This is a genomic window from Duganella aceris (assembly GCF_011090165.1).
GTDB classification, from domain to species: domain Bacteria; phylum Pseudomonadota; class Gammaproteobacteria; order Burkholderiales; family Burkholderiaceae_D; genus Rugamonas; species Rugamonas aceris.
Genome location: NZ_JAADJT010000010.1, coordinates 1 through 20,162, shown reverse-complemented (window position 1 = coordinate 20,162; position 20,162 = coordinate 1). Strand labels below are relative to the sequence as shown.

19 protein-coding genes and 1 rRNA gene are annotated in these 20,162 nt (G+C 63.5%); 10 read left to right on the top strand and 10 right to left on the bottom strand.

Annotation, left to right across the window (positions count from 1 at the left end; translation table 11 throughout):
- The first annotated feature begins 8 nt into the window (after positions 1–8).
- The 6 genes from GW587_RS21050 to GW587_RS21025 all read left to right on the top strand — a co-directional run bounded on the left by GW587_RS21050 (position 9) and on the right by GW587_RS21025 (position 8,963).
- Positions 9–2,231 (top strand): xanthine dehydrogenase family protein molybdopterin-binding subunit, encoded by a 2,223-nt coding sequence (locus tag GW587_RS21050; RefSeq protein ID WP_166106573.1) that lies wholly within the window; start codon positions 9–11, stop codon positions 2,229–2,231.
- Positions 2,232–2,236: 5 nt separating this feature from the next.
- Positions 2,237–2,803, top strand: a complete 567-nt coding sequence (locus tag GW587_RS21045) for a nucleotidyltransferase family protein (protein WP_166106572.1) — start codon at positions 2,237–2,239, stop codon at positions 2,801–2,803.
- Positions 2,804–2,815: 12 nt separating this feature from the next.
- Positions 2,816–4,636 carry a M61 family metallopeptidase gene (locus tag GW587_RS21040; protein WP_166106817.1) on the top strand — a complete coding sequence of 607 codons (1,821 nt, stop codon included), beginning with the start codon at positions 2,816–2,818 and terminating at the stop codon, positions 4,634–4,636.
- Positions 4,637–4,800: 164 nt separating this feature from the next.
- Positions 4,801–7,191: a heavy metal translocating P-type ATPase gene (locus tag GW587_RS21035; protein ID WP_166106571.1), complete on the top strand. Its 2,391-nt coding sequence runs from the start codon at positions 4,801–4,803 to the stop codon at positions 7,189–7,191.
- Positions 7,191–7,595: a Cu(I)-responsive transcriptional regulator gene (cueR, locus tag GW587_RS21030; protein WP_166106570.1), complete on the top strand. Its 405-nt coding sequence runs from the start codon at positions 7,191–7,193 to the stop codon at positions 7,593–7,595. Before GW587_RS21035 ends, cueR begins: the two co-directional genes overlap by 1 nt.
- Before the next feature lie 168 nt (positions 7,596–7,763).
- Positions 7,764–8,963, top strand: coding sequence for a GGDEF domain-containing protein (locus GW587_RS21025; protein WP_371875632.1), 1,200 nt, complete (start codon positions 7,764–7,766; stop codon positions 8,961–8,963).
- Here the strand turns inward: GW587_RS21025 and trpC are convergent.
- The 7 genes from trpC to rpe form a co-directional block, all read right to left on the bottom strand.
- Positions 8,960–9,760, bottom strand: a complete 801-nt coding sequence (gene trpC, locus GW587_RS21020) for an indole-3-glycerol phosphate synthase TrpC (RefSeq protein ID WP_166106569.1) — start codon at positions 9,758–9,760, stop codon at positions 8,960–8,962. The two genes, GW587_RS21025 and trpC, sit on opposite strands and share 4 nt — an antisense overlap.
- Positions 9,761–9,762: 2 nt before the next feature.
- Complete coding sequence (locus GW587_RS21015; protein WP_166106568.1) at positions 9,763–10,422, bottom strand: LysE family translocator; 660 nt, start codon at positions 10,420–10,422, stop codon at positions 9,763–9,765.
- A gap of 11 nt (positions 10,423–10,433) precedes the next feature.
- Positions 10,434–11,471: an anthranilate phosphoribosyltransferase gene (gene trpD / locus GW587_RS21010; RefSeq protein ID WP_166106567.1), complete on the bottom strand. Its 1,038-nt coding sequence runs from the start codon at positions 11,469–11,471 to the stop codon at positions 10,434–10,436.
- Positions 11,472–11,480: 9 nt separating this feature from the next.
- Entirely contained in the window at positions 11,481–12,044 is a 564-nt protein-coding gene (locus GW587_RS21005; RefSeq protein WP_166106566.1) for an anthranilate synthase component II, read from the bottom strand.
- Position 12,045: 1 nt separating this feature from the next.
- Positions 12,046–13,542, bottom strand: a complete 1,497-nt coding sequence (gene trpE / locus GW587_RS21000) for an anthranilate synthase component I (protein WP_166106565.1) — start codon at positions 13,540–13,542, stop codon at positions 12,046–12,048.
- A 213-nt stretch (positions 13,543–13,755) separates the two neighbouring features.
- The gene (locus tag GW587_RS20995; protein ID WP_166106564.1) at positions 13,756–14,442 is read right to left on the bottom strand and encodes a phosphoglycolate phosphatase; all 687 of its coding nucleotides are present in this window, start codon (positions 14,440–14,442) and stop codon (positions 13,756–13,758) included.
- A complete protein-coding gene (gene rpe, locus GW587_RS20990) occupies positions 14,442–15,110 on the bottom strand; it encodes a ribulose-phosphate 3-epimerase (protein ID WP_166106563.1) in 669 nt (222 codons plus the stop codon). The genes GW587_RS20995 and rpe overlap by 1 nt, the downstream gene beginning before the upstream one ends.
- 180 nt (positions 15,111–15,290) lie before the next feature.
- Here rpe and apaG point away from each other — a divergent pair, with 180 nt between their 5' ends.
- On the top strand, positions 15,291–15,665 hold the full coding sequence (apaG, locus tag GW587_RS20985; RefSeq protein ID WP_008444834.1) for a Co2+/Mg2+ efflux facilitator ApaG/CorD: 375 nt from the start codon (positions 15,291–15,293) through the stop codon (positions 15,663–15,665).
- Here the strand turns inward: apaG and GW587_RS31670 are convergent, their stop codons facing one another.
- Entirely contained in the window at positions 15,666–15,800 is a 135-nt protein-coding gene (locus GW587_RS31670; protein WP_267878123.1) for a hypothetical protein, read from the bottom strand.
- 16 nt (positions 15,801–15,816) lie between these two features.
- On the opposite strand from GW587_RS31670, the gene mltA reads away from it, so the two are divergent.
- Positions 15,817–17,037, top strand: coding sequence for a murein transglycosylase A (gene mltA, locus GW587_RS20980; RefSeq protein ID WP_166106562.1), 1,221 nt, complete (start codon positions 15,817–15,819; stop codon positions 17,035–17,037).
- Here the strand turns inward: mltA and GW587_RS20975 are convergent.
- Both GW587_RS20975 and GW587_RS20970 read right to left on the bottom strand, forming a co-directional pair.
- The gene (locus tag GW587_RS20975) at positions 17,034–17,471 is read right to left on the bottom strand and encodes a universal stress protein (RefSeq protein WP_166106561.1); all 438 of its coding nucleotides are present in this window, start codon (positions 17,469–17,471) and stop codon (positions 17,034–17,036) included. The two genes, mltA and GW587_RS20975, sit on opposite strands and share 4 nt — an antisense overlap.
- Positions 17,472–17,541: 70 nt before the next feature.
- Positions 17,542–18,810: an MFS transporter gene (locus GW587_RS20970; RefSeq protein WP_229259578.1), complete on the bottom strand. Its 1,269-nt coding sequence runs from the start codon at positions 18,808–18,810 to the stop codon at positions 17,542–17,544.
- 124 nt (positions 18,811–18,934) lie between these two features.
- On the opposite strand from GW587_RS20970, the gene GW587_RS20965 reads away from it, so the two are divergent.
- Positions 18,935–19,711: an enoyl-CoA hydratase gene (locus GW587_RS20965; RefSeq protein ID WP_166106560.1), complete on the top strand. Its 777-nt coding sequence runs from the start codon at positions 18,935–18,937 to the stop codon at positions 19,709–19,711.
- 344 nt (positions 19,712–20,055) lie between these two features.
- Positions 20,056–20,162, top strand: a 16S ribosomal RNA gene (locus tag GW587_RS20960); the annotation flags it as partial.

The window sequence follows — 20,162 nt, the reverse complement described above, 5'->3', positions numbered from 1 at the left end:
AGAGCAGCATGCGTATCGAATGGCTTAATCAGGGAACGATGGTGAGCGGCTCGTCCAGCGCTGCGGGCGTGTCGCGCCGGGGCTTCATGAAGGCCGGCGGCGCCGTCGGCGGCGGCTTGGTGCTGGGCTTCTTCATGCCGGGCGCTGGCCGCTTCGCCAACGCGCAGCAGCCGCCGGCCAAGGTGTACGAACCGAACGCCTTCCTGCATATCGCACCGGACAACAGCGTCACGGTGCAGGTCAACCGGCTGGAATTCGGCCAGGGCGTGCAAACCTCGCTGCCGATGCTGATCGCCGAGGAGCTGGACGCGGATTGGTCGAAGGTGCACGGCGCGCTGGCGCCGGCCGGCGACCAATATAAGGATCCGGCCTTCGGCATCCAGATCACCGGCGGCTCGGGCAGCATCGCCCACTCGTACACGCAGTACCGCGAGATCGGGGCCAAGGCGCGCGCGATGCTGATCGCGGCGGCGGCCGAGCAGTGGAAGGTGGCGCCGGAACAGATCAAGACCGTCAAAGGCACGCTGATCGGGCCAGCCGGCCGGAAGGCCACCTACGGCGCGATGGCCGATGCGGCGATGAAGCAGCCGGTGCCCGCCAGCGTGAAGCTGAAGGATCCGAAGGACTTCCAGATCATCGGCAAGCCGGTCAAGCGCCTGGACGCGAAACTGAAATCCACCGGCAAGCAGCAGTTCGGCATGGACTTCAAGGCGCCGGACAGCAAGGTCGCCGTGGTGGCGCGGCCGCCGGTGTTCGGCGCCAAGGTCGCCAAGTTCGACGCCAGCAAGGCCAAGGCCATCAAGGGCGTGATCGACGTATTGGAAGTGAAGACGGATCGCGGCGGCAGCGGCGTGGTGGTGGTGGCCGACGGCTACTGGCCCGCCAAGATGGGCCGCGAAGCGCTGGTCATCGATTGGGACACCAGCGGCGTCGAGAAAGTCAGCAGCGACAAGCAGCTGGCCGAATACAAGGCGTTGGCCGCCAAGGCCGGCACGCCGGTGCGCAAGGCCGATACCTCCAGGCTGGCCGGCGCGGCGACCAAGATCTCCGCCGTGTATGAATTCCCTTACCTGGCGCACGCGCCGATGGAACCGTTGAATTGCGTGGTCGACCTGCGCGCCGACGGTTGCACGGTGTGGGCAGGTTCGCAGTTCCAGACCGTCGACCAGGGCGCGATCGCCGCCACCGCCGGGCTGAAGCCGGAGCAGGTGGTGCTGAACACGATGATGGCCGGCGGCGGTTTCGGCCGCCGCGCCGTGCCGACCTCCGACTACCTGGTGGAGGCGGTCAACGTCGCCAAGGTGTGGAAGGCGGCCGGCCATAAGGAACCGATCAAGATGATCTGGAGCCGCGAGGATGACATCAAGGGCGGCTACTATCGCCCGTCGCATGTGCACCGCGCCGATATCGGCGTCGATGCCAAGGGCGAGATCGTGGCGTGGGATCATGTCATCGTCGGCCAGTCCATCGTCACCGGCACCCCGTTCGAACCGATGATGGTCAAGGACGGCGTTGACTCGACCATGGTCGAGGGCATGGGCGAGCCGTACGAGATTCCGCTGAACCTGAGCGCGCACACGGTCAAGGCCAACGTGCCGGTGCTGTGGTGGCGGTCGGTCGGCTCGACGCACACCGCGTTTGTGATGGAAACCCTGATCGACGAAGCCGCGCACGCGGCCAAGATGGATCCGGTAGCCTATCGCAAGAAGCTGATGGGCGAGAAGGGCAAACGCCACATCGCCGCGCTGGAGCTGGCGGTCGCCAAGTCCGGCTATGGCAAGAAGGCTTTACCTAAAGGCCAGGCGTGGGGCGTGGCGGTGCACGAATCGTTCAACACCGTGATCGCCTATGTGGTGGTGGCGTCGGTCAAGGACGGCACGCCGAAGCTGCACAAGGTGACGGCCGGCGTCCATTGCAACACGGCGGTCAATCCATTGACCATCGAAGCGCAGATTCAGGGCGCGGCGCTGATGGGCCTCGGCATGACCCTGCCGGGCGCCGCGATCACGCTGAAGGACGGCGTGGTCGAGCAGCAGAACTTCGGCGACTATGTGGTCGCGCGCATGACCGACATGCCGGCGATCGATGTGCACATCGTGCCGTCGAACGACCCGCCGACCGGCATGGGCGAACCAGGCCTGCCGCCGCTTGCGCCGGCGTTCGCCAATGCGCTGTTCAAGTTGACCGGCAAGCGCCTGCGCAAGCTGCCGTTCGACCTGACGGCCGCCTGAGCGGCATGGCGCTCGTAGGAATCTTGTTGGCGGCCGGACGGGGGAAGCGATTCGACCCGTCCGGCGTACAAAACAAATTGCTGCAAACGCTGGCCGATGGGGAAATCGTCGTCGCCGCCAGCGCAAGGAATATGTTGGCCGTGCTGCCGCGCGTGCTGGCCGTGGTGCGTCCCGGCGACGACAAGGTGGCGGCGCTGTTGGGCAAGCTGGGATGCGAAGTGCGCGTCTGCGCCGACGCCGACCTGGGCATGGCCGAATCGCTGACCACCGCGATCGAACACACCAGGGGCGCGGAAGGCTGGCTGGTGGGGCTGGGCGACATGCCGCACGTGCAACCCGAGACCATGCGCGCGCTGGTCACGAGCATAGAACGCGGCGCGCATATCGCGGCGCCGGTATATGAAGGACGGCGCGGCAATCCGGTCGCTTTCAGCAGTTATCATTTGCCGCTGCTGCTGGCGCTGGACGGCGACCAGGGCGCGCGTGCGATTTTAAAAAGCCATGCGGTGAGCGAAGTGATCGTCGACGATGTCGGCGTGGTGCGCGACATCGATACGCCCGGCGATTTGTAAACAGGATCCATGATGAAGAAACCGAACAAGAACCAACCCGCCATCGCCTACAGCATCGTCGGCCACGACCTGGCGGCGCATCTGTTCCAGGTCACGCTGACGGTAGCGTCGCCGTCGCCGGGCGGACAGGTCTTCGCGCTGCCGGCGTGGATCCCCGGCAGCTACATGATCCGCGAATTCTCGCGCAACATCGTGCGCATCCGCGCCGAATCGAACGGCGAACCGGTGGCGCTGGAAAAGCTGGACAAGCACTCGTGGCAGGCCGCGCCGCTGTCGGACCGCACCGCATCGCTGACGCTGCACTATGAAGTCTACGCCTGGGACCTGTCGGTGCGCGCCGCGCACCTGGATCAGAACCACGCCTTCTTCAACGGCACCAGCGTCTACCTGCGCGTGCTGGGGCAGGAAGACCAGCCGCACGTGGTCGACATGCAGCGCCCGGACGACGAAGCCGCCAAGACCTGGCGCGTCGCCACCTCGCTGCCGGAACTGAAGGCCAAGCGCTACGGCTTCGGCACCTACATCGCCGCCAACTACGACGACTTGATCGATCATCCGGTGGAGCAGGGCGACTTCGCGCTGGCCACGTTCAAGGCGCACGGCATCCCGCACGACATCGTCATCAGCGGCCGCGTGCCCAACCTGGACATGGCGCGCCTGAGCGCCGACCTGAAACGCATCTGCGAAACGCAGATTTCCTTCTTCGAACCGAAGTCGAACAAAGCGCCGATGGACCGCTACGTGTTCATGACGCTGGCGGTGGGCGATGGTTACGGCGGACTGGAACACCGCGCCTCGACCGCGCTGATTTGCGCGCGCGCCGATTTGCCGAGCACCGCATCGAAGAACAAGGAAATCAGCGACGGCTATTTGCAGTATCTGGGCTTGTGCAGCCACGAGTACTTCCATACCTGGAACGTCAAGCGCATCAAGCCGGCCGCGTTCGCGCCGTACAACCTGCAGGTGGAGAACTACTCGCCGCTGCTTTGGCTGTTCGAAGGCTTCACCAGCTACTACGACGATCTGATGCTGGTGCGCGCCGGCTTGATCGGCGAGCCGGCGTATTTCAAATTGCTGGGCAAGACCGTCGGCAGCGTGTTGCGCGGCAGCGGCCGCACCAAGCAAAGCGTGGCCGATTCCAGTTTCGACGCCTGGGGCAAGTACTACCGCCAGGACGAGAACGCACCGAATGCCATCATCAGCTACTACACCAAGGGATCGCTGGTGGCGCTGGCGCTGGACCTGAGCATCCGCGCCAAGACCGGCGGCAAGAAATCGCTGGATGACGTGATGCGCGCCTTGTGGCAGCGGTACGGGCGCGACTTCTACAGCGGCGCGGCGCGCGGCGTGACGCCGGCGGAAGCGGAAGCGCTGTTCGACGAGATCAGCGGCGGCCGTTTCAAGCCGTTCTTCGACAAATACGTGCGCGGCACGGAAGACCTGCCGCTGGCCAAGTTGCTGGCGCCGTTCGGCGTCAAGTACAGCGACGAACGCAAATCGGCCAAGCCGAGTCTCGACGCCAACCTGGGCCGCGACGGCAACGACTGCAAGCTCAGCAGCGTGCACGAAGGCGGCGCCGCGCATATGGCCGGCTTGTCGGCGGGCGATGTGCTGGTGGCGGTGGACGGCCTGCGCGTCAACGCCGGCAACCTCGACACGCTGCTGTCGCGTTACGCGGTCGGCGCGAGCGTGGAGGTGTACGCCTTCCGCCGCGACGAGTTAATGTCGTTCAGCGTCGAGTTGCAGGGCGAACGCGTGCCTGGCATCACGCTGGCGCTGGACCCGGCCGGCAAGAAATCCACCGGCCCGTTGCGCCCTACGGCTGTCCGCTAAACTCCGGGGTCAGAGCTAAAAACTGGACACGGGCTCTACCGTAGCGACCGCTACGGTAGAGCCCGTGTCCAGTTTTTAGCTCTGACCCCGGAGTTTAGGACACTTGACATTGCCATAGGGGGAAGGTTCATCATGGGCTTATTGCATTCCAATGGAGCTTCGCGATGAGTAAGTCCGTCACCTTCGATCTGCCGATTTCCGGCATGACCTGCGCCAGCTGCGCGGGGCGCGTCGAGCGCGCGCTCAGCAAAGTCAGCGGCGCGGAAAACGTCAGCGTCAACCTCGCCACCGAACAGGTGCGCCTGCAGGCGCCGGCCGACAGCTTGCCCGCCCTGCTGAGCGCGGTCGACGCGGCCGGCTACGCCGTGCCCAGCGCCAGCGTCGAGCTGGCCATCGATGGCATGACGTGCGCCTCGTGCTCCGGCCGGGTCGAGAAGGCCTTGGCGAAGTTGCCGGGCGTGGCGAGCGTCAGCGTCAACCTCGCCAGCGAGCGCGCCCATATCGAGTTGCTGGGCAATGTCTCCACCGATGCGCTGGTCGCCGCCGTCGAAAAGGCCGGTTACGCCGCCCACACGCTGCACCATCCGCAGGCCCAGGTCGATCAACAGCAGCGGCGCTTGGTCCGCGAGCGGTGGTCGTTGCTGCTGGCTATTGCGTTGTCGTCGCCGCTGGTGTTGCCGATGCTGCTGGCGCCGTTTGGCGTGCATTGGATGTTGCCGGCCTGGGCGCAGTTCGCGCTGGCGACGCCGGTGCAGTTCATCCTCGGTGCGCGCTTTTATGTCGCGGCGTGGAAAGCGGTGCGGGCCCGCGCCGGCAATATGGATCTGCTGGTGGCGCTCGGCACCAGCGCCGGCTACGGCTTGAGCCTCTACGGCTGGGCCAGTGCTGCGCCGGGCGCCATGCCGCACCTGTATTTCGAGGCGTCGGCGGTGGTGATCGCGCTGGTGTTGTTGGGCAAATACCTGGAAAGCCGCGCCAAGCGCCAGACCGCCGGCGCCATCCGCGCACTGGAGGCGTTGCGGCCGGAGCGCGCGCTGCAATGGGTGGATGGCAGCGAGCGCGATGTCGCCATCGGTGCTTTGCGCGTCGGCGATCTGGTGGTGGTCAAGCCGGGCGAGCGTTTTCCGGTCGATGGCGCGGTGGTCGAGGGCCGAAGCCATGCCGACGAGGCGCTGATCAGCGGCGAAAGCCTGCCGGTGCCGAAACAGCCGGGCGACAAGGTCACCGGCGGTGCGATCAACGGCGAAGGCCGCTTGCTGGTCAGGACCGGCGTGCTGGGCGCGGAAACCGTGCTGGCCCGCATCATCCGTATGGTCGAGGACGCGCAGGCGGCCAAGGCCCCGATCCAGAGACTGGTGGACAAGGTGAGCCAGGTGTTCGTGCCGGCGGTGCTGGTGCTGGCGCTGCTGACCCTGGCCGGCTGGCTGCTGGCCGGCGCTTCGCTGGAGGTCGCGGCGATCGATGCGGTGGCGGTGCTGGTGATCGCCTGCCCGTGCGCGCTGGGCCTGGCGACGCCGACCGCGATCATGGCCGGCACCGGCGTCGCCGCCCGTTACGGCATCCTGATCAAGGACGCCGAGGCGCTGGAGCGCGCCCATCAAGTCACCGCCGTGGTCTTCGACAAGACCGGCACGCTGACGTCCGGCACGCCGCGCATCGCGCACCTGGCGGCGCTCGATGGTGACGAAAATGCATTGTTGCAGTTGGCCGGCGCGCTGCAACGCGGCAGCGAACATCCGCTGGCCAAGCCGGTGCTGGATGCTTGCCTGGACCGTCAACTGACGCTGGCGCCGGTCCAGGACAGCCGTGCGCTGGCCGGCCGGGGCATCGCCGGCACCGTGCTGGGCAGGGATCTGGCGCTCGGCAACCGACGCTTGCTGGACGAATCCGGGCTTCAGCCCGGCGAGTTGGCGGACTCGGCCGAGGCGTGGGAGGCGGAGGGCCGCACCCTGTCGTGGCTCATTGAACGGGGGCCGATTCCCGCCGTGCTGGGCTTGTTCGCGTTCGGCGACACGCTCAAGCCGGGCGCCTTGCACGCGGTCGAACAGTTGTCGAAACGTCATATCAGCACCCATTTGCTGACCGGCGATAATCGCGGCAGCGCGCTGGCGGTGGCCAAGGCCTTGGGAATCACCGATGTGTACGCCGAGGTATTACCGGAGCATAAAGCGGCGAAAGTGGTCGAGTTGAAGCGGCATGGCGTGGTGGCGATGGTCGGCGACGGCATTAACGATGCGCCCGCATTGTCGGCCGCCGATATCGGTATCGCCATGGGCGGCGGTACCGATGTGGCCATGCACGCGGCTGGCATTACGCTGATGCGCGGCGATCCGCGCTTGATTCCGGCGGCGCTGGATATCAGCCGAAAAACCTACGCCAAGATACGACAGAATTTATTCTGGGCTTTTGTCTATAACCTGATCGGTATTCCACTGGCGGCGTTCGGCATGTTGAATCCGGTATTAGCCGGCGCAGCGATGGCGCTTTCCAGCGTGAGCGTGGTGAGTAATGCTTTGTTATTAAAACTGTGGGAACCTGAACCGGGAGCGGAATAATGAATATCGGCGAAGCGGCAAAGCAAAGTGGATTAAGCACCAAGATGATTCGTTATTATGAATCGACTGGATTGCTGACGGCTGCGCATCGCAGCGACAGCGGTTATCGGCTTTATGGTAAAAATGATTTGCATACGCTGGAGTTTATCAAACGTTCGCGCGACCTGGGGTTTTCGCTGGAGGAGGTCGGCAAGCTATTGGCGCTGTGGCAAAACCGGGAAAGAGCCAGCTCGGAAGTGAAGGCGCTGGCGCGGGAACATATTAGCGTGCTTGATCAGAAGATTCAGGAATTGACCGAGTTGCGCGCCACGCTGAACGACCTGGTCGATCACTGCCACGGCGACGACAGGCCGGACTGCCCGATCATCAACCGCCTGGCGTCGGGTTCCTGCTGCGGCAGTTGATCGATTTCATGCCAGTTTTTGGCATGTACATGCCGGATTCCAGCGCGCACTGCGTTTATTGGTCTACGGAAGGAGTGGCGGGTATTTGAAGGCAAGGTATAATCGTTTCAATTCGATACCGCTGTATTCGAACCCCGCCTTTCGGTGATCGATAAAATAGGAACGCCTGTGACTCTGCTCGATCCCTTCACCATTATTATCATGTCGTCCTTAATGGCGGGCGCGATGAGTATTGTCTTATTTGCCGCCCACCGTAGTTTTCCTTCCGAGATACAAGGCTTGCAGCATTGGGCTGGCGGTCTGCTGTTATTGGTTATGGCGGCATTGCTTTATAGTGCGCGCAACAGCGGCCCCATATTGGGAGATATTGTCGTATTAATGGCCAATTCAGTCCTGCTGTGGGGGATAGGGTTGGCGATGATCGGCACTCAGGTATTTTATGGCCAACGGCCGCAATGGCGCTTGTTTCATGTGGTATGGGCGGTGGGCATGGCCGGTATCGGCTACTCCCTGTTCATCGAGTCGGATTTCACCATCCGCGTCGCGATATTCTCTTTTTTGGTGTCGATATTTTATTGCAGTCAGCTGTGGGCGATTATCCGCCACGGTGAATCTCATTTCTCCACGACGTTTTTTGCCGCGCTGATCTTATTCCAAACACTGGTGGTGTTGACTCGGGGCCTGCTGGTGTTATTTGGCGGTGAATATACCGACTTAATGCGTCCGGGATATTTCCAGAGCCTGTATCTGGCCACCAGCAATTTCATGGTGCTGTTGTTGGCGGTTGGCTTTATGACGGTCGCAACGCGTCGGCTGCAAGCGATACTCGAACGGCGCTCGACGCTTGATCCGCTGACCCAGGTGCTGAACCGGCGCGGCTTCGCCGACATCTACGCCAAGGAGCGGGCTTTACTGCAACGCAATTGTGATCATTTGACCATGTTGAGCATCGACCTCGATTTCTTCAAGGCGATCAACGACTCGCACGGTCATCTGACCGGCGACCGGGTGCTGATCAATATCGCCAAGGTGATCGGCAAGGTGCTGCGCACCTCGGACCACTTGGCCCGATTCGGCGGTGAGGAGTTTGTTGTGTTGTTGCCGGGAACCGGGATTGAGCGGGCGTTGAGCGTGGCCGAACGCATCCAGGGTGCGATCAAGCTGCCTTGCGAAGGCATCAAGAAAGGTTCGTTGTTGCCGGCTTGCACGGTCAGTATCGGTCTGGCTTGCCAGATGGACGCCGAGGAAGATCTGGATAGCCTGCTGATGCGGGCGGACAAGGCGCTATACGCCGCCAAGGACGGCGGCCGCGATCGCGTCGAAATAGCCGACGCGCTGGCGCCGGCGATGCGGGCGGTACGCGCTTAGCCGAACAGGCGGCTCAGCTCCGCGCCCGGATCCGGCGCGCGCATGAAGGCTTCTCCGACCAGGAAGGCGTGCACATTGGCGTCGCGCATGCGCTGCACGTCGGCCGGCACCATGATGCCGGATTCGGTGATCACCAATTTTTCCTCCGGAATGCGGTCCAGCAGGGCCAGCGTATTGTCCAGCGATACCTCGAAGGTGCGCAGATTGCGGTTGTTGATGCCGACCATCGCGGTTTTCAGGCGCAGGGCGGCGGTCAGTTCGTCGCCGTCGTGGGTTTCCACCAGCACGCCCATGCCCAGTTCGTGGGCGCAGGCTTCCATTTCCGCCATCAGGCCGTGATCCAGCGCCGAGACGATCAGCAGGATCGCGTCGGCGCCCATCGCGCGCGCTTCGTAGATCTGGTAAATGTCGATCATGAAGTCCTTGCGCAGCACCGGAATCGCGCAGGCGGCGCGCGCCTGTTGCAGATATACGACCGAACCCTGGAAGAACTGCTCGTCGGTCAGCACCGACAGGCAGGCGGCGCCGTTGGCTTCATAGCTGGCGGCGATGTCGGCCGGACGGAAGTCGGCGCGCAGCACGCCTTTCGACGGCGAGGCTTTCTTGACTTCGGTGATGACGGCGGCGGAACCGGCGGCGATCTTGCCGCGCAGGCTGGCCTCGAAGCCGCGCAGGCCGGCGCGCAGTTCGGCGTTGCTCTCGACGTCGGCGCGCAGGCTGGCGAAGCCGCGATGTTTTTTGGCGGCGGCGACTTCGTCGGCTTTGACCGCGAGGATTTTGTTCAGAATGTCAGACATGATTAGTGTTGCTCCGAGAGTGCAAGGCGCGCGCCGAGGGCCAGGAACAGGCCGCCCATGGTGCGGTTCATCCACAGCGCGGCCATTGGTTTGATGTTCAGGCGCGCGCTGGCAAAGGCCGTAAACAGCGCCAGGCCGTGGCAATACAGCATGCCGTTGAAATTGAAGATGCTGCCCAGGATGAGGAAGGCCAGCGGCTTGCTGGCGGCATTCGCCGAAATGAACTGCGGCACGAAAGCGAGGAAGAACAGCGCCACCTTGGGGTTCAGCACGTTGGTCAGGAATCCCTGGAAAAAGATGCGGCGGTAGGGCAGCGGCTGCGCCGTCGCCGCCCGCGCGCGGGCTTGGGCGGCATCGGCGTCGGCCGGCGTCTTCAGACGGCTGCGCAGCATGCCGATGCCGACGTAGACGATGTACGCGGCGCCGACCCACTTCACCGCCGTGAACGCGGTGGCGGACGTCGCCAGCAGCGCCGACAAGCCCAGCGCCGCCGCGAAGATGTGCACCATGGTGCCGGCGCCGATGCCCAGCGCGGCGGCCGAACCGGCGCGCCAGCCCTGGGTGGCGCTGCGCGACATGATCAGCAGCGAGTCCGGGCCGGGCATGAGGTTCAGCAGCAGCCCGGAGATCATAAACAGCGTCAAGTCGTGGATGCCGAACATGCGGGCGCTCCTTAGTTCGCGCGGCCGAGGCTTTGCGTCACCGCGACGAATTGCTCGACCTTGCGCAGCGCGTCGCCCGATTCGATGGCGGCGCGCGCGCGCTTCAGCCCCTCCTCGATCGAGCCGGCCACGCCAGCCGCATACAACGCCGTGCCGGCATTGAGCGCGACGATATCGAAGGCCGCGCCAGGCTCTCCGCGCAGCGCTTCCATCATCTTGGCCTTCGATTCGACCGCATCCGCCACCTTCAGGTTGCGGCTGGCGATCATCTGCAGGCCGAAGTCTTCGGGATGGATTTCGTATTCGCGGATCTCGCCGTTGATCAGTTCCCCGACCATGGTGCCGGCGCCCAGCGACACCTCATCCATATTGTCGCGGCCATACACCACGATGGCGTGCTGCGCGCCGAGGCGTTGCAGCACCCGCACCTGGATACCCACCAGGTCTGAGTGGAACACGCCCATCAGGATATTCGGCGCGCCGGCCGGATTGGTCAGCGGCCCGAGGATGTTGAAGATGGTGCGTACGCCCAGTTCGCGCCGCACCGGCGCCGCGTGCTTCATCGCCGCGTGATGATTCGGCGCGAACATGAAGCCGATGCCGGTCTGCGCGATCGATTGCGCGATCTGCTCCGGCTTCAGGTTGATGTTGGCGCCCAGCGATTCGATCACGTCGGCGCTGCCGGACGACGACGACACGCTGCGGCCGCCGTGCTTGGCCACGCGCGCGCCGGCGGCGGCGGCGACGAACATCGCGGCGGTCGAGATGTTGAACGTATGCGCGCCGTCGCCGCCGGTGCCGACGATGTCGAGCAGGCCGGTGGTGTCGGCCATCGGCACCTTGGTGGAAAATTCGCGCATCACTTGCGCGGCGGCGGCGATCTCGCCGATGGTTTCTTTTTTGACGCGCAGGCCCATGGTCAGGGCGGCGATCATGGTCGGCGACATTTCGCCCGACATGATCTGGCGGAACAGGTGCAGCATCTCGTCGTGGAAGATCTCGCGGTGTTCGATGCAGCGCAGCAGTGCTTCTTGATGGGTGATAGCCATGGCGATCCTTTATCGAACCAGGAAATTCTTCAACAGCGCGTGACCGTGCTCGGACAGGATGGACTCGGGGTGGAACTGCACGCCCTCGATGTCGTAGTCCTTGTGCCGCACGCCCATGATTTCACCGTCGTCGGTCCATGCCGTCACTTCGAGGCAGGATGGCAGCGAGCTGCGCTCGATGGCCAGCGAGTGATAACGGATCACGGTGAAGGGGGAGGGCAGATCCTTGAAGACGCCCACGCCCGTATGCGCGATGACTGAAGTTTTGCCATGCATGACTTGCTTGGCGCGGATCACCTTGCCGCCGAACGCTTCGCCGATGGCCTGGTGGCCAAGGCAGACGCCGAGTATCGGCTTCTTGCCGGCGAAGTGCTTGAGCACCGCGATCGAGATGCCGGCCTGCGACGGATCTTTCGGACCCGGCGAGATGCAGATATGGTCCGGGTTCAGCGCCTCGATTTCCGCGATCGTGATTTCATCGTTGCGGTACACGCGCACATCCTCACCCAGCTCGCCGAAGTACTGCACGATGTTGTAGGTGAAGGAGTCGTAATTGTCGATCATCAGCAGCATCTCAGAACTCCCCATCCAGGCCATCTTGCACTTGTTCGGCGGCGCGCAGCACGGCGCGCGCCTTGTTTTCGGTTTCCTGCCATTCCATCTCGGCGATCGAATCGGCGACGATGCCGGCGGCGGCCTGCACGTATAGCATGCCGTCCTTGATCACGCCGGTGCGGATCGCGATCGCCACATCCATCTCGCCGCCGAACGACAGGTAGCCGCAGGCGCCGCCGTAAATACCGCGCTTGGAGATTTCCAGTTCGTCGATGACTTCCATCGCGCGCACTTTCGGCGCGCCGGTCAGCGTGCCAGCCGGGAAGGTGGCGCGCAGCACGTCCAGGTTGGACAGGCCATCCTTCAGCTTGCCCTCGACGTTGGAGACGATGTGCTGCACATGCGAGTATTTTTCGATCACCAGGCGGTCGGTAACCTTGACGCTGCCGATCTCGGAGATGCGGCCCAGGTCATTGCGCGCCAGGTCGATCAGCATCACGTGTTCGGCGATCTCTTTCGGATCGGCCAGCAATTCCTTGGCCAGCTCGGCGTCGCGCTCCGGCGTGGCGCCGCGCGGACGGGTGCCGGCGATCGGGCGCAGCGTGACTTTCTTCTCGCCGTCCGGGAGTGTCTCGTTGCGCACCAAAATCTCCGGCGAGGCGCCGACGATCTGCATGTCGCCGAAATTGTAGAAGTACATATACGGCGACGGATTCAGCGAACGCAGCGCGCGGTACAGCGTCAGCGGCGAATCGACATACGGCTTGCGGATGCGCTGGCCGATCTGCACCTGCATCAAGTCGCCGGCCATCACGTATTCGTGCGCCTTGGCGACCGCCTTCAGATATTCCTCTTTCGGGAAATCGCGGACGATCTCGGTGCGCACCGAGGCGCTGGTCACCGGCGCGTCGACGCCACGGCGCAGCATCATGCGCAGGTCTTTCAGGCGCTGGCGCGCTTTCGAATACGACTCCGGCTGCGTGGTGTCCGCATAGACGATCAGATACAGCTTGCCGCTGAGATTATCGATCACCGCCAGTTCCTCGGTCACCATCAGCTGGATGTCGGGCAGGCCCAGGTCGTCCTTGGGCTGGCTGTGGGCCAGTGTCTTCTCGATGTGGCGCACGCTGTCGTAGCCGAAGTAGCCGGCCAGGCCGCCGCAGAAGCGCGGCATGCCGGGACGCAGCGCGACCTTGAAGCGCTTCTGGTAAGTCTCGATGAAGTCCAGCGGATTGCCTTCATGTGTCTCGATCACCGCGCCGTTCTTGACGATCTCGGTGCGGGTGCCGAAGTTGCGCAGCACCGTGGTGGCCGGCAGGCCGATGAAGGAGAAGCGTCCGAAACGCTCGCCGCCGACGACGGATTCGAGCAGGAAGGTGTTCTTGCCGCCGTTCTGGGTCTGCGCCAGCTTGAGGTACAGGGTCAGCGGGGTTTCGAGGTCGGCGAAGGCTTCCGCGATCAGCGGGATGCGGTTGTAGCCGTCGTTGGCCAACGATTTGAATTCGAGTTCGGTCATGTGTGCTCTCCATGCCGCCAGATGTGCTTGTGGATGTGGCGGTGGTTTGTCAAAAAACCTGTCGGGTGCGTGCGCACGGACGACAGCAATCGGTTCGGCTTAGTTTTGCCAGGATTGCCAGCGTCGCCAAAGCCAGGCCTCAATCGAGCCTGTTTGGTTGACGGTGTGTTTTTTGGTGAGAGACATTTCGGTCAGGTCTAGTTCAGCTAACGGTTAATTTTGCGAACGTATCAGGCGTGCCGCTTCTAGCAGCGTGGCTACTATACCATCGGAATCGGTTTCGTGTATAGACTGTCCGTGATTGTAACCGTAAGGCACCGTCAACACCGGGCAACCCGCAGCGCGCGCGGCTTGCGCGTCGTTCGAGGAGTCGCCGATGGCGACCACTTGCGCCGGTGGCAGGCCGAAATCGGCGCACACCGTTTGCAGCGGCAGCGGGTCCGGCTTCTTGCGCGGCAGCGAGTCGCCGCCGTAGACCACCTCGAAGAAACCGTCCAGCCCCTTGAGCTTGAGCAGCGGCGTGGTGAAGGCGATCGGCTTGTTGGTGACGCAGGCCAGGCGCAGGCCCTGCGCCTTCAGCGCGGCCAGGCCTTCGATCACGTCCGGATACAGCGTGCTGTAGTCGCCGTTGATGCTGAGGTAGTGGCGCTGGTAGGCGTCCATCGCCGCGTCGAATTTCGCTTCGACGCCGGCCGCGTCCCAGTCCAGCCCCAGCACGGAGCGGATCAGGTTCTCGGAGCCCTTGCCGACCATCAGCGCGATGCGTTCCTGTGCGATCGGCGCAAGGTCCAGCTCGGCGCGCATGCCGTTGATGGCGACGTGGAAGTCGGGCATCGTGTGCAGCATGGTGCCGTCGAGGTCGATGATCGCGGCGCGCACGCCCGCCAGCACGCCCGCCATTACTTGACCGTCGCCAGTTCGGCACGCATGGCGTCGATGACGGCCTTGTAGTCCGGTTTGCCGAAGATGGCGGAGCCGGCGACGAAGGTGTCGGCGCCCGCCGCAGCCGCTGCGGCGATGTTGTCGATCTTGATGCCGCCGTCCACTTCCAGCAGGATGTCGCGGCCGGAGTCGTCGATCAGGCGGCGCGCCTCGGCGATTTTCTTCAGCGCGTGCGGGATGAACGACTGGCCGCCGAAGCCCGGGTTGACCGACATGATCAGGATCATGTCGATCTTGTCCATCACGTGCTCCAGGTAGCTCAGCGGCGTGGCCGGGTTGAACACCAGGCCGGCCTTGCAGCCGTGGTCGCGGATCAGTTGCAGCGAGCGGTCGATGTGGTCCGATGCTTCCGGGTGGAAGGTGATGATGTTGGCGCCTGCCTTGGCGAAGTCCGGGATGATGCGGTCGACCGGCTTGACCATCAGGTGCACGTCGATCGGCACTTGCACGTGCGGGCGGATCGCTTCGCACACCAGCGGGCCGATGGTCAGGTTCGGAACGTAATGGTTGTCCATCACGTCAAAGTGAATCATGTCGGCGCCGGCGCTGACGACGTTGCGGACTTCCTCTCCCAAACGGGCGAAGTCGGCGGACAAGATGCTGGGAGCGATGCGGAAAGTGGTCATGGCTTTGGGCTGGCAGTAAAAAAGATGCGCTATTTTACGCTGCCCGGCGCGGCTGCGCCGTTTTAGGCCGCGTACTCCTTGCATGTCGCCGGGATTTGCGGTGCAATGAGGGTCTGACGATATACAATCGCTAAGTTTGCAAACTGCGTTTGCGTTTTTATTAAGCCTTGAGGAATATTGATGGCCACTTACGAATTTACTGTGTCGGTCAGAACCCAGTACCTGCCGGATCAGTCGGACCCTGAACGCACCAACTTCGTGTTCACCTACTCGATCACGATCAAGAACACCGGCACGGTGGCTGCGCAGCTGATTTCACGCCACTGGGTCATCACCGACGCCAACAACCATGTGGAGGAAGTGCGCGGCCTGGGCGTGGTCGGCCACCAACCGCTGCTGCAACCCGGCGAGCATTTCGAATACACCAGCGGCACCGCGCTGCAAACCCAGCAGGGCTCGATGGTGGGCGAATACTTCTGCGTGGCCGAAGACGGCCACCAGTTCGAAGCCAAGATCCCCGAGTTCGTGCTGTCGCTGCCGCGCACGCTGCATTGATTATTCCGGCAGATCTTCTTTCCGCTCCGGCGGGGGCAGTCGTTTGGACTTGCCTTTGCCCTGGTACATCGTCCACCAGACGATGAATACCAGCAGGAAAAACGCCACGCATGCTTCCAACATCAATACCCACATAGCCTAGCCTTTACTTATGTTATTTACCCGCAGTAGTCTACTCGTTCCGTTCGGCGTCGTCGCGCTTTCGCTGGCCGCTTGCACCACTACGCCGCTGCCGCCGGAGAAACCGGGCACTCCGGTGCCGCCGCCGGTGGTGGTGGCGCCGCCGACCGCGCCGGTACCGCCGGTCGCTCCGGCCCCTCCGAAACCGACCGCGCTGCAAATGGTGCCGGCCAGTTTCGCCTCGCTGCCGGGCTGGGACAAGGACGACTTGCGCGCGGCCTGGCCCGCGTTCATGTCCTCGTGCTCGGTGCTGGCCAAGCAGCCGCAATGGAAGGAATCGTGCGGCATCGCGCGCACCGTCAACGCCGGCGACGAGAAGGCGATCCGTACCTTCTTCGAAGCCTTCCTGCAACCGAACCAGGTGATCGCGCCGGACGGCGGCAGCGACGGCCTGGTCACCGGCTACTACGAGCCGCTGCTGCGCGGCGCGCGCAAAAAGGGCGGTCCGTATCAGACGCCGCTGTTCAAGGTGCCGGACGATATGCTGACCATCGACCTGGCCGGCGTCTATCCGGAGCTGAAGGGCATGCGCCTGCGCGGCAAACTGGTCGGCAAGAAGGTGGTGCCGTACGCGACCCGCGCCGATATCGAGAAGGCCGACTTCACCGGCAAGGAACTGCTGTGGGTGGACGATCCCGTGGAGTCGTTCTTCCTGCAGGTGCAGGGTTCGGGCCGGGTGCAGCTGACCGACACGCAGGAAACCGTGCGCGTGGCGTATGCCGACCAGAACGGCCATCCGTATAAATCGATCGGCAAGTACCTGGTGGAGAAGGGCGAGCTGACCCTGGAGCAGGCGTCGGCACAGGGCATCAAGGCCTGGATCGCCGGCCATCCGACGCGCATGCAGGAACTGTTCAACGTCAACCCGAGCTACGTGTTCTTCAAGGAAGAGCGTCTGCCGGATCCGAAGGTCGGCCCGAAAGGCGCGCTGGGCGTGCCGCTGACGCCGCAGCGTTCGGTGGCGATCGACGCGTCGCAACTGCCGTTGGGCGCGCCGGTGTTCTTGTCGACCACGCAGGCCAACAGCGATATCCCGTTGCAGCGGCTGGTGATGGCGCAGGACACGGGCGGCGCGATTCGCGGCGCGATCCGGGTCGATTACTTCTTCGGCTTCGGCACGGAAGCGTCGGAGAATGCCGGCCGCATGAAGCAGCGCGGCAGCATCTGGGTATTATTGCCGAAGCAGTTTTAACGCAGCACCAGCACCGGTATCGTGGTGTGGGACAGCACTTTCTGCGTCTCGCTGCCGAGCAGCAGTTTCTCCAGGCCGGTGCGGCCGTGCGACCCCATCAGGATGATGTCGCAATTGTATTTGTTGGCCGCCTCGACGATCTCCTCCGACGGGCTGGCCGACATCGAGATCAGGCCGTCGAACGGAATGCCGGCGGCGCTGGCGGCGGCGGCCACCTTGTCGATGTGGCCGCGCGCCGCTTCCTGCATCTCGTTGCTGTAGTCGCCGGCGTCGATCATCACGCTGCCATCCCCCAGCGGCGCCAGCGGCATCGGCTGCACCACAGTCACCGCGACGATCCTGGCGTGATTCAGCGTGGCGAACTGGATCGCCGTGGCCGTGACTTTGTCCGACAGCTCCGATCCATCGATCGGCAGTAAAATTGATTTGAACATGACGCACTCCAGTGATTGAACATTGGAACCAGCGTAATGTTTTAAGCGCTTTACCGTCGCACGGTATGCGTTACGATAACGCGGCCGGCGCCGCCATGCGCGCGCCGCGCATGGTCGTGGACAGCGCCAGCGTGATCGTCAGCGCGATGCCGCCCGCCGCCACGCACGCCAGTCCGGTGCGGATGCTGAAGTGCTCGCCCAGATATCCCGCCGCCAGTGCGCCGAGCGGCGATACCGATCCCGTCAGGAAGCGCATGGTCGACATCATCCGTCCCAGGTATTCGTCCGGCGTCACCTTCTGGCGCATGGTCGTGTACGGCAACAGGAACAGCATCACGCCGCAATCGAGGAAAAAGGACATCGCCGCGCAGGCGATCGCGCTGGCCATCGGCATGCCGAACAGATTCGGCGGAATGAGCGGCATCACCGCGAAGGCAAAGGCGCACAGGCCGACGCCGATCAGCATGGTGCCGCCGGCGCCGTAGCGGCGGTTAAGCGGCTTGAGCAGCATCGAGCTGACCAGCACGCCGACCCCGCCCAGCATCTGCGCCACGCCCAGCATGCCGGCGCTCATGCCCAGCTCGCGTGTCGCGAACAGCACGGACAGCGCGGCGAAACCGAAAAACAGCACGTGCCATGCGCCTGCTGCCCAGGCCATCGTGCGCAGCAGCGGATGGCCCCAGATGAACAGGATGCCGTCCTGGATGTCGCGCAGCGGGTGTTTGTTGGACGGCGCCGGCTTGGGATCGTTGCCATTCATATTCCGCAACAGCAGGATCGAGGCGACGAAGCCGAGCGCGTTCAGCATCACCGCGTAGGGCGCGGTCAGCCATTGAATCAGTATGCCGGCCAGGCCGGGCGCCAGCAGGCGCGAGGCGGAGTCGGTCGCGGTGAACTTGGATTGCGCGTCGGTCAGGCGGTCGCGCCCGATCAGGTTGGTCAGGAAGATTTGCTCGGCACCGCCGCCGACCACATTGCAGCCGCCGCAGACGAAGGACACCGCATACATCCAGTGGATGCTCAGCATGCCCAGCCACCAGGCGACCGGAATGCTGGCCAGCGCCGCCGCCTGGATCGCCTTGCAGGCCAACAGCACCGGCAGCTTGCGGTTGCGGTCGAGGAAAACGCCGGCCGGCAGGGCCAGCAGCGCGAACGGCATCGCCGTCGCGGCGCCCAGTATGCCCATCTGCGCCGGCGAGGCCTTGAGCAGCAGCACCGCGCACAAAGGCAGGGCCAGCGCGCTGACATAGCTGCCGAAGCCGTTCAGGATGGCGCTCGACCAGTAGCGGCGGAAGTCGGCGTTGCGCAGCAACTCGTCGCCGGACAGCTGGTGGGTCAAGTAGCGGCGGAGGGCGGTAAGAATAGCGGACTCTTATAGTGCGGGTTGCCAAGTTTCAATCATACCAGCGCCGGAGTTAGGCGCTACAATCGTTGCGTAATATTCCACTCTGGAGGAGAAACTGATGCAATATGAAGACCTGATCGTCGAAGTGCACGACAAAGTGGCGTTGATCCGCCTGAACCGTCCGAAGGCGCTGAACGCGCTGAACGACCGCATGATGAACGAGCTGGGCGATGCGCTCTATAAGTTCGACGCCGACCCGGCGATCGGCTGCATCGTGCTGACCGGCAGCGAGAAAGCCTTCGCCGCCGGCGCCGACATCGCGGCGATGGCGGACTACACCTATCAAGACACCTACCGCGACAACTACATCACCCGCAACTGGGAACACATCCTGCGCGTGCGCAAGCCGGTGGTGGGCGCCGTGGCCGGCTACGCGCTGGGCGGCGGCTGCGAGCTGGCGATGATGTGCGACTTCCTGATCGCGGCCGACAGCGCCAAGTTCGGCCAGCCGGAAATCAAGGTCGGCGTGACGCCGGGCGCGGGCGGCACGCAGCGTTTGCCGCGCGCGATCGGCAAGGCCAAGGCGATGGACATGTTGCTGACCGCGCGCAATATCGACGCCGCCGAAGCCGAGCGCATCGGCCTGGTGTCGCGCGTGGTGCCGGCCGATAAGCTGATCGAGGAAGTGCTGGCGGTGGCCAAGCAGATCGCCTCGATGTCGCCGTCGGTGGCGATGCAGATCAAGGACGCCGTCAACCGCGCCTTCGAAACCACGCTGACCGAAGGCGTCAATTACGAGCGCCGGCTGTTCCATGCCGGCTTCGGCACGCCAGCGCAAAAAGAAGGGATGCACGCTTTCCTCGAAAAGCGCTTGCCTAACTTCGAAGGTCTTTGATATAGTTCGCCTCCCCGCAAAACGGTGCACATGTTGCAGAGTGAAGCGGGGAAAAATAGAGTTGACGAGAAGCACGAAACACCGCATAATCTCATCTCTCTGCTGCGAACAAAACGCTTCGCAAGCAAGCAGTACAAGATTTGAAGTTCTTTAAAAATTAACAGTCGATAAGTGTGGACGTTTGATGTGAGTGCACGCGGAGCTAGTCTCCGCGATACTTAAAATATCAAATGTTCACAAGAAGTAATGAAATAGGCGCTTCGCAAGAAGTGGCCTGTCAGTATTTTGAGTGAGCGACCCGTCAGCAATGACGGTGACACGAAAGTGTCAAATAAACAGAGATTAAACTGAAGAGTTTGATCCTGGCTCAGATTGAACGCTGGCGGCATGCCTTACACATGCAAGTCGAACGGCAGCGCGGGGCAACCTGGCGGCGAGTGGCGAACGGGTG

Excerpts from the sequence above, each read along its gene's own strand:
- GW587_RS31670 (WP_267878123.1), bottom strand. The coding sequence starts at position 15,800 with ATGTGGGTATTGATGTTGGAAGCATGCGTGGCGTTTTTCCTGCTGGTA.
- cueR (WP_166106570.1), top strand. The coding sequence starts at position 7,191 with ATGAATATCGGCGAAGCGGCAAAGCAAAGTGGATTAAGCACCAAGATG.
- apaG (WP_008444834.1), top strand. The coding sequence starts at position 15,291 with ATGGCCACTTACGAATTTACTGTGTCGGTCAGAACCCAGTACCTGCCG.
- rpe (WP_166106563.1), bottom strand. The coding sequence starts at position 15,110 with ATGACCACTTTCCGCATCGCTCCCAGCATCTTGTCCGCCGACTTCGCC.
- mltA (WP_166106562.1), top strand. The coding sequence starts at position 15,817 with ATGTTATTTACCCGCAGTAGTCTACTCGTTCCGTTCGGCGTCGTCGCG.
- GW587_RS20995 (WP_166106564.1), bottom strand. The coding sequence starts at position 14,442 with ATGGCGGGCGTGCTGGCGGGCGTGCGCGCCGCGATCATCGACCTCGAC.
- GW587_RS20965 (WP_166106560.1), top strand. The coding sequence starts at position 18,935 with ATGCAATATGAAGACCTGATCGTCGAAGTGCACGACAAAGTGGCGTTG.
- GW587_RS21005 (WP_166106566.1), bottom strand. The coding sequence starts at position 12,044 with ATGCTGCTGATGATCGACAATTACGACTCCTTCACCTACAACATCGTG.
- GW587_RS21050 (WP_166106573.1), top strand. The coding sequence starts at position 9 with ATGCGTATCGAATGGCTTAATCAGGGAACGATGGTGAGCGGCTCGTCC.
- GW587_RS21035 (WP_166106571.1), top strand. The coding sequence starts at position 4,801 with ATGAGTAAGTCCGTCACCTTCGATCTGCCGATTTCCGGCATGACCTGC.
- trpD (WP_166106567.1), bottom strand. The coding sequence starts at position 11,471 with ATGGCTATCACCCATCAAGAAGCACTGCTGCGCTGCATCGAACACCGC.
- GW587_RS21015 (WP_166106568.1), bottom strand. The coding sequence starts at position 10,422 with ATGTTCGGCATCCACGACTTGACGCTGTTTATGATCTCCGGGCTGCTG.
- trpE (WP_166106565.1), bottom strand. The coding sequence starts at position 13,542 with ATGACCGAACTCGAATTCAAATCGTTGGCCAACGACGGCTACAACCGC.
- GW587_RS21040 (WP_166106817.1), top strand. The coding sequence starts at position 2,816 with ATGAAGAAACCGAACAAGAACCAACCCGCCATCGCCTACAGCATCGTC.
- GW587_RS21045 (WP_166106572.1), top strand. The coding sequence starts at position 2,237 with ATGGCGCTCGTAGGAATCTTGTTGGCGGCCGGACGGGGGAAGCGATTC.
- trpC (WP_166106569.1), bottom strand. The coding sequence starts at position 9,760 with ATGTCTGACATTCTGAACAAAATCCTCGCGGTCAAAGCCGACGAAGTC.
- GW587_RS20975 (WP_166106561.1), bottom strand. The coding sequence starts at position 17,471 with ATGTTCAAATCAATTTTACTGCCGATCGATGGATCGGAGCTGTCGGAC.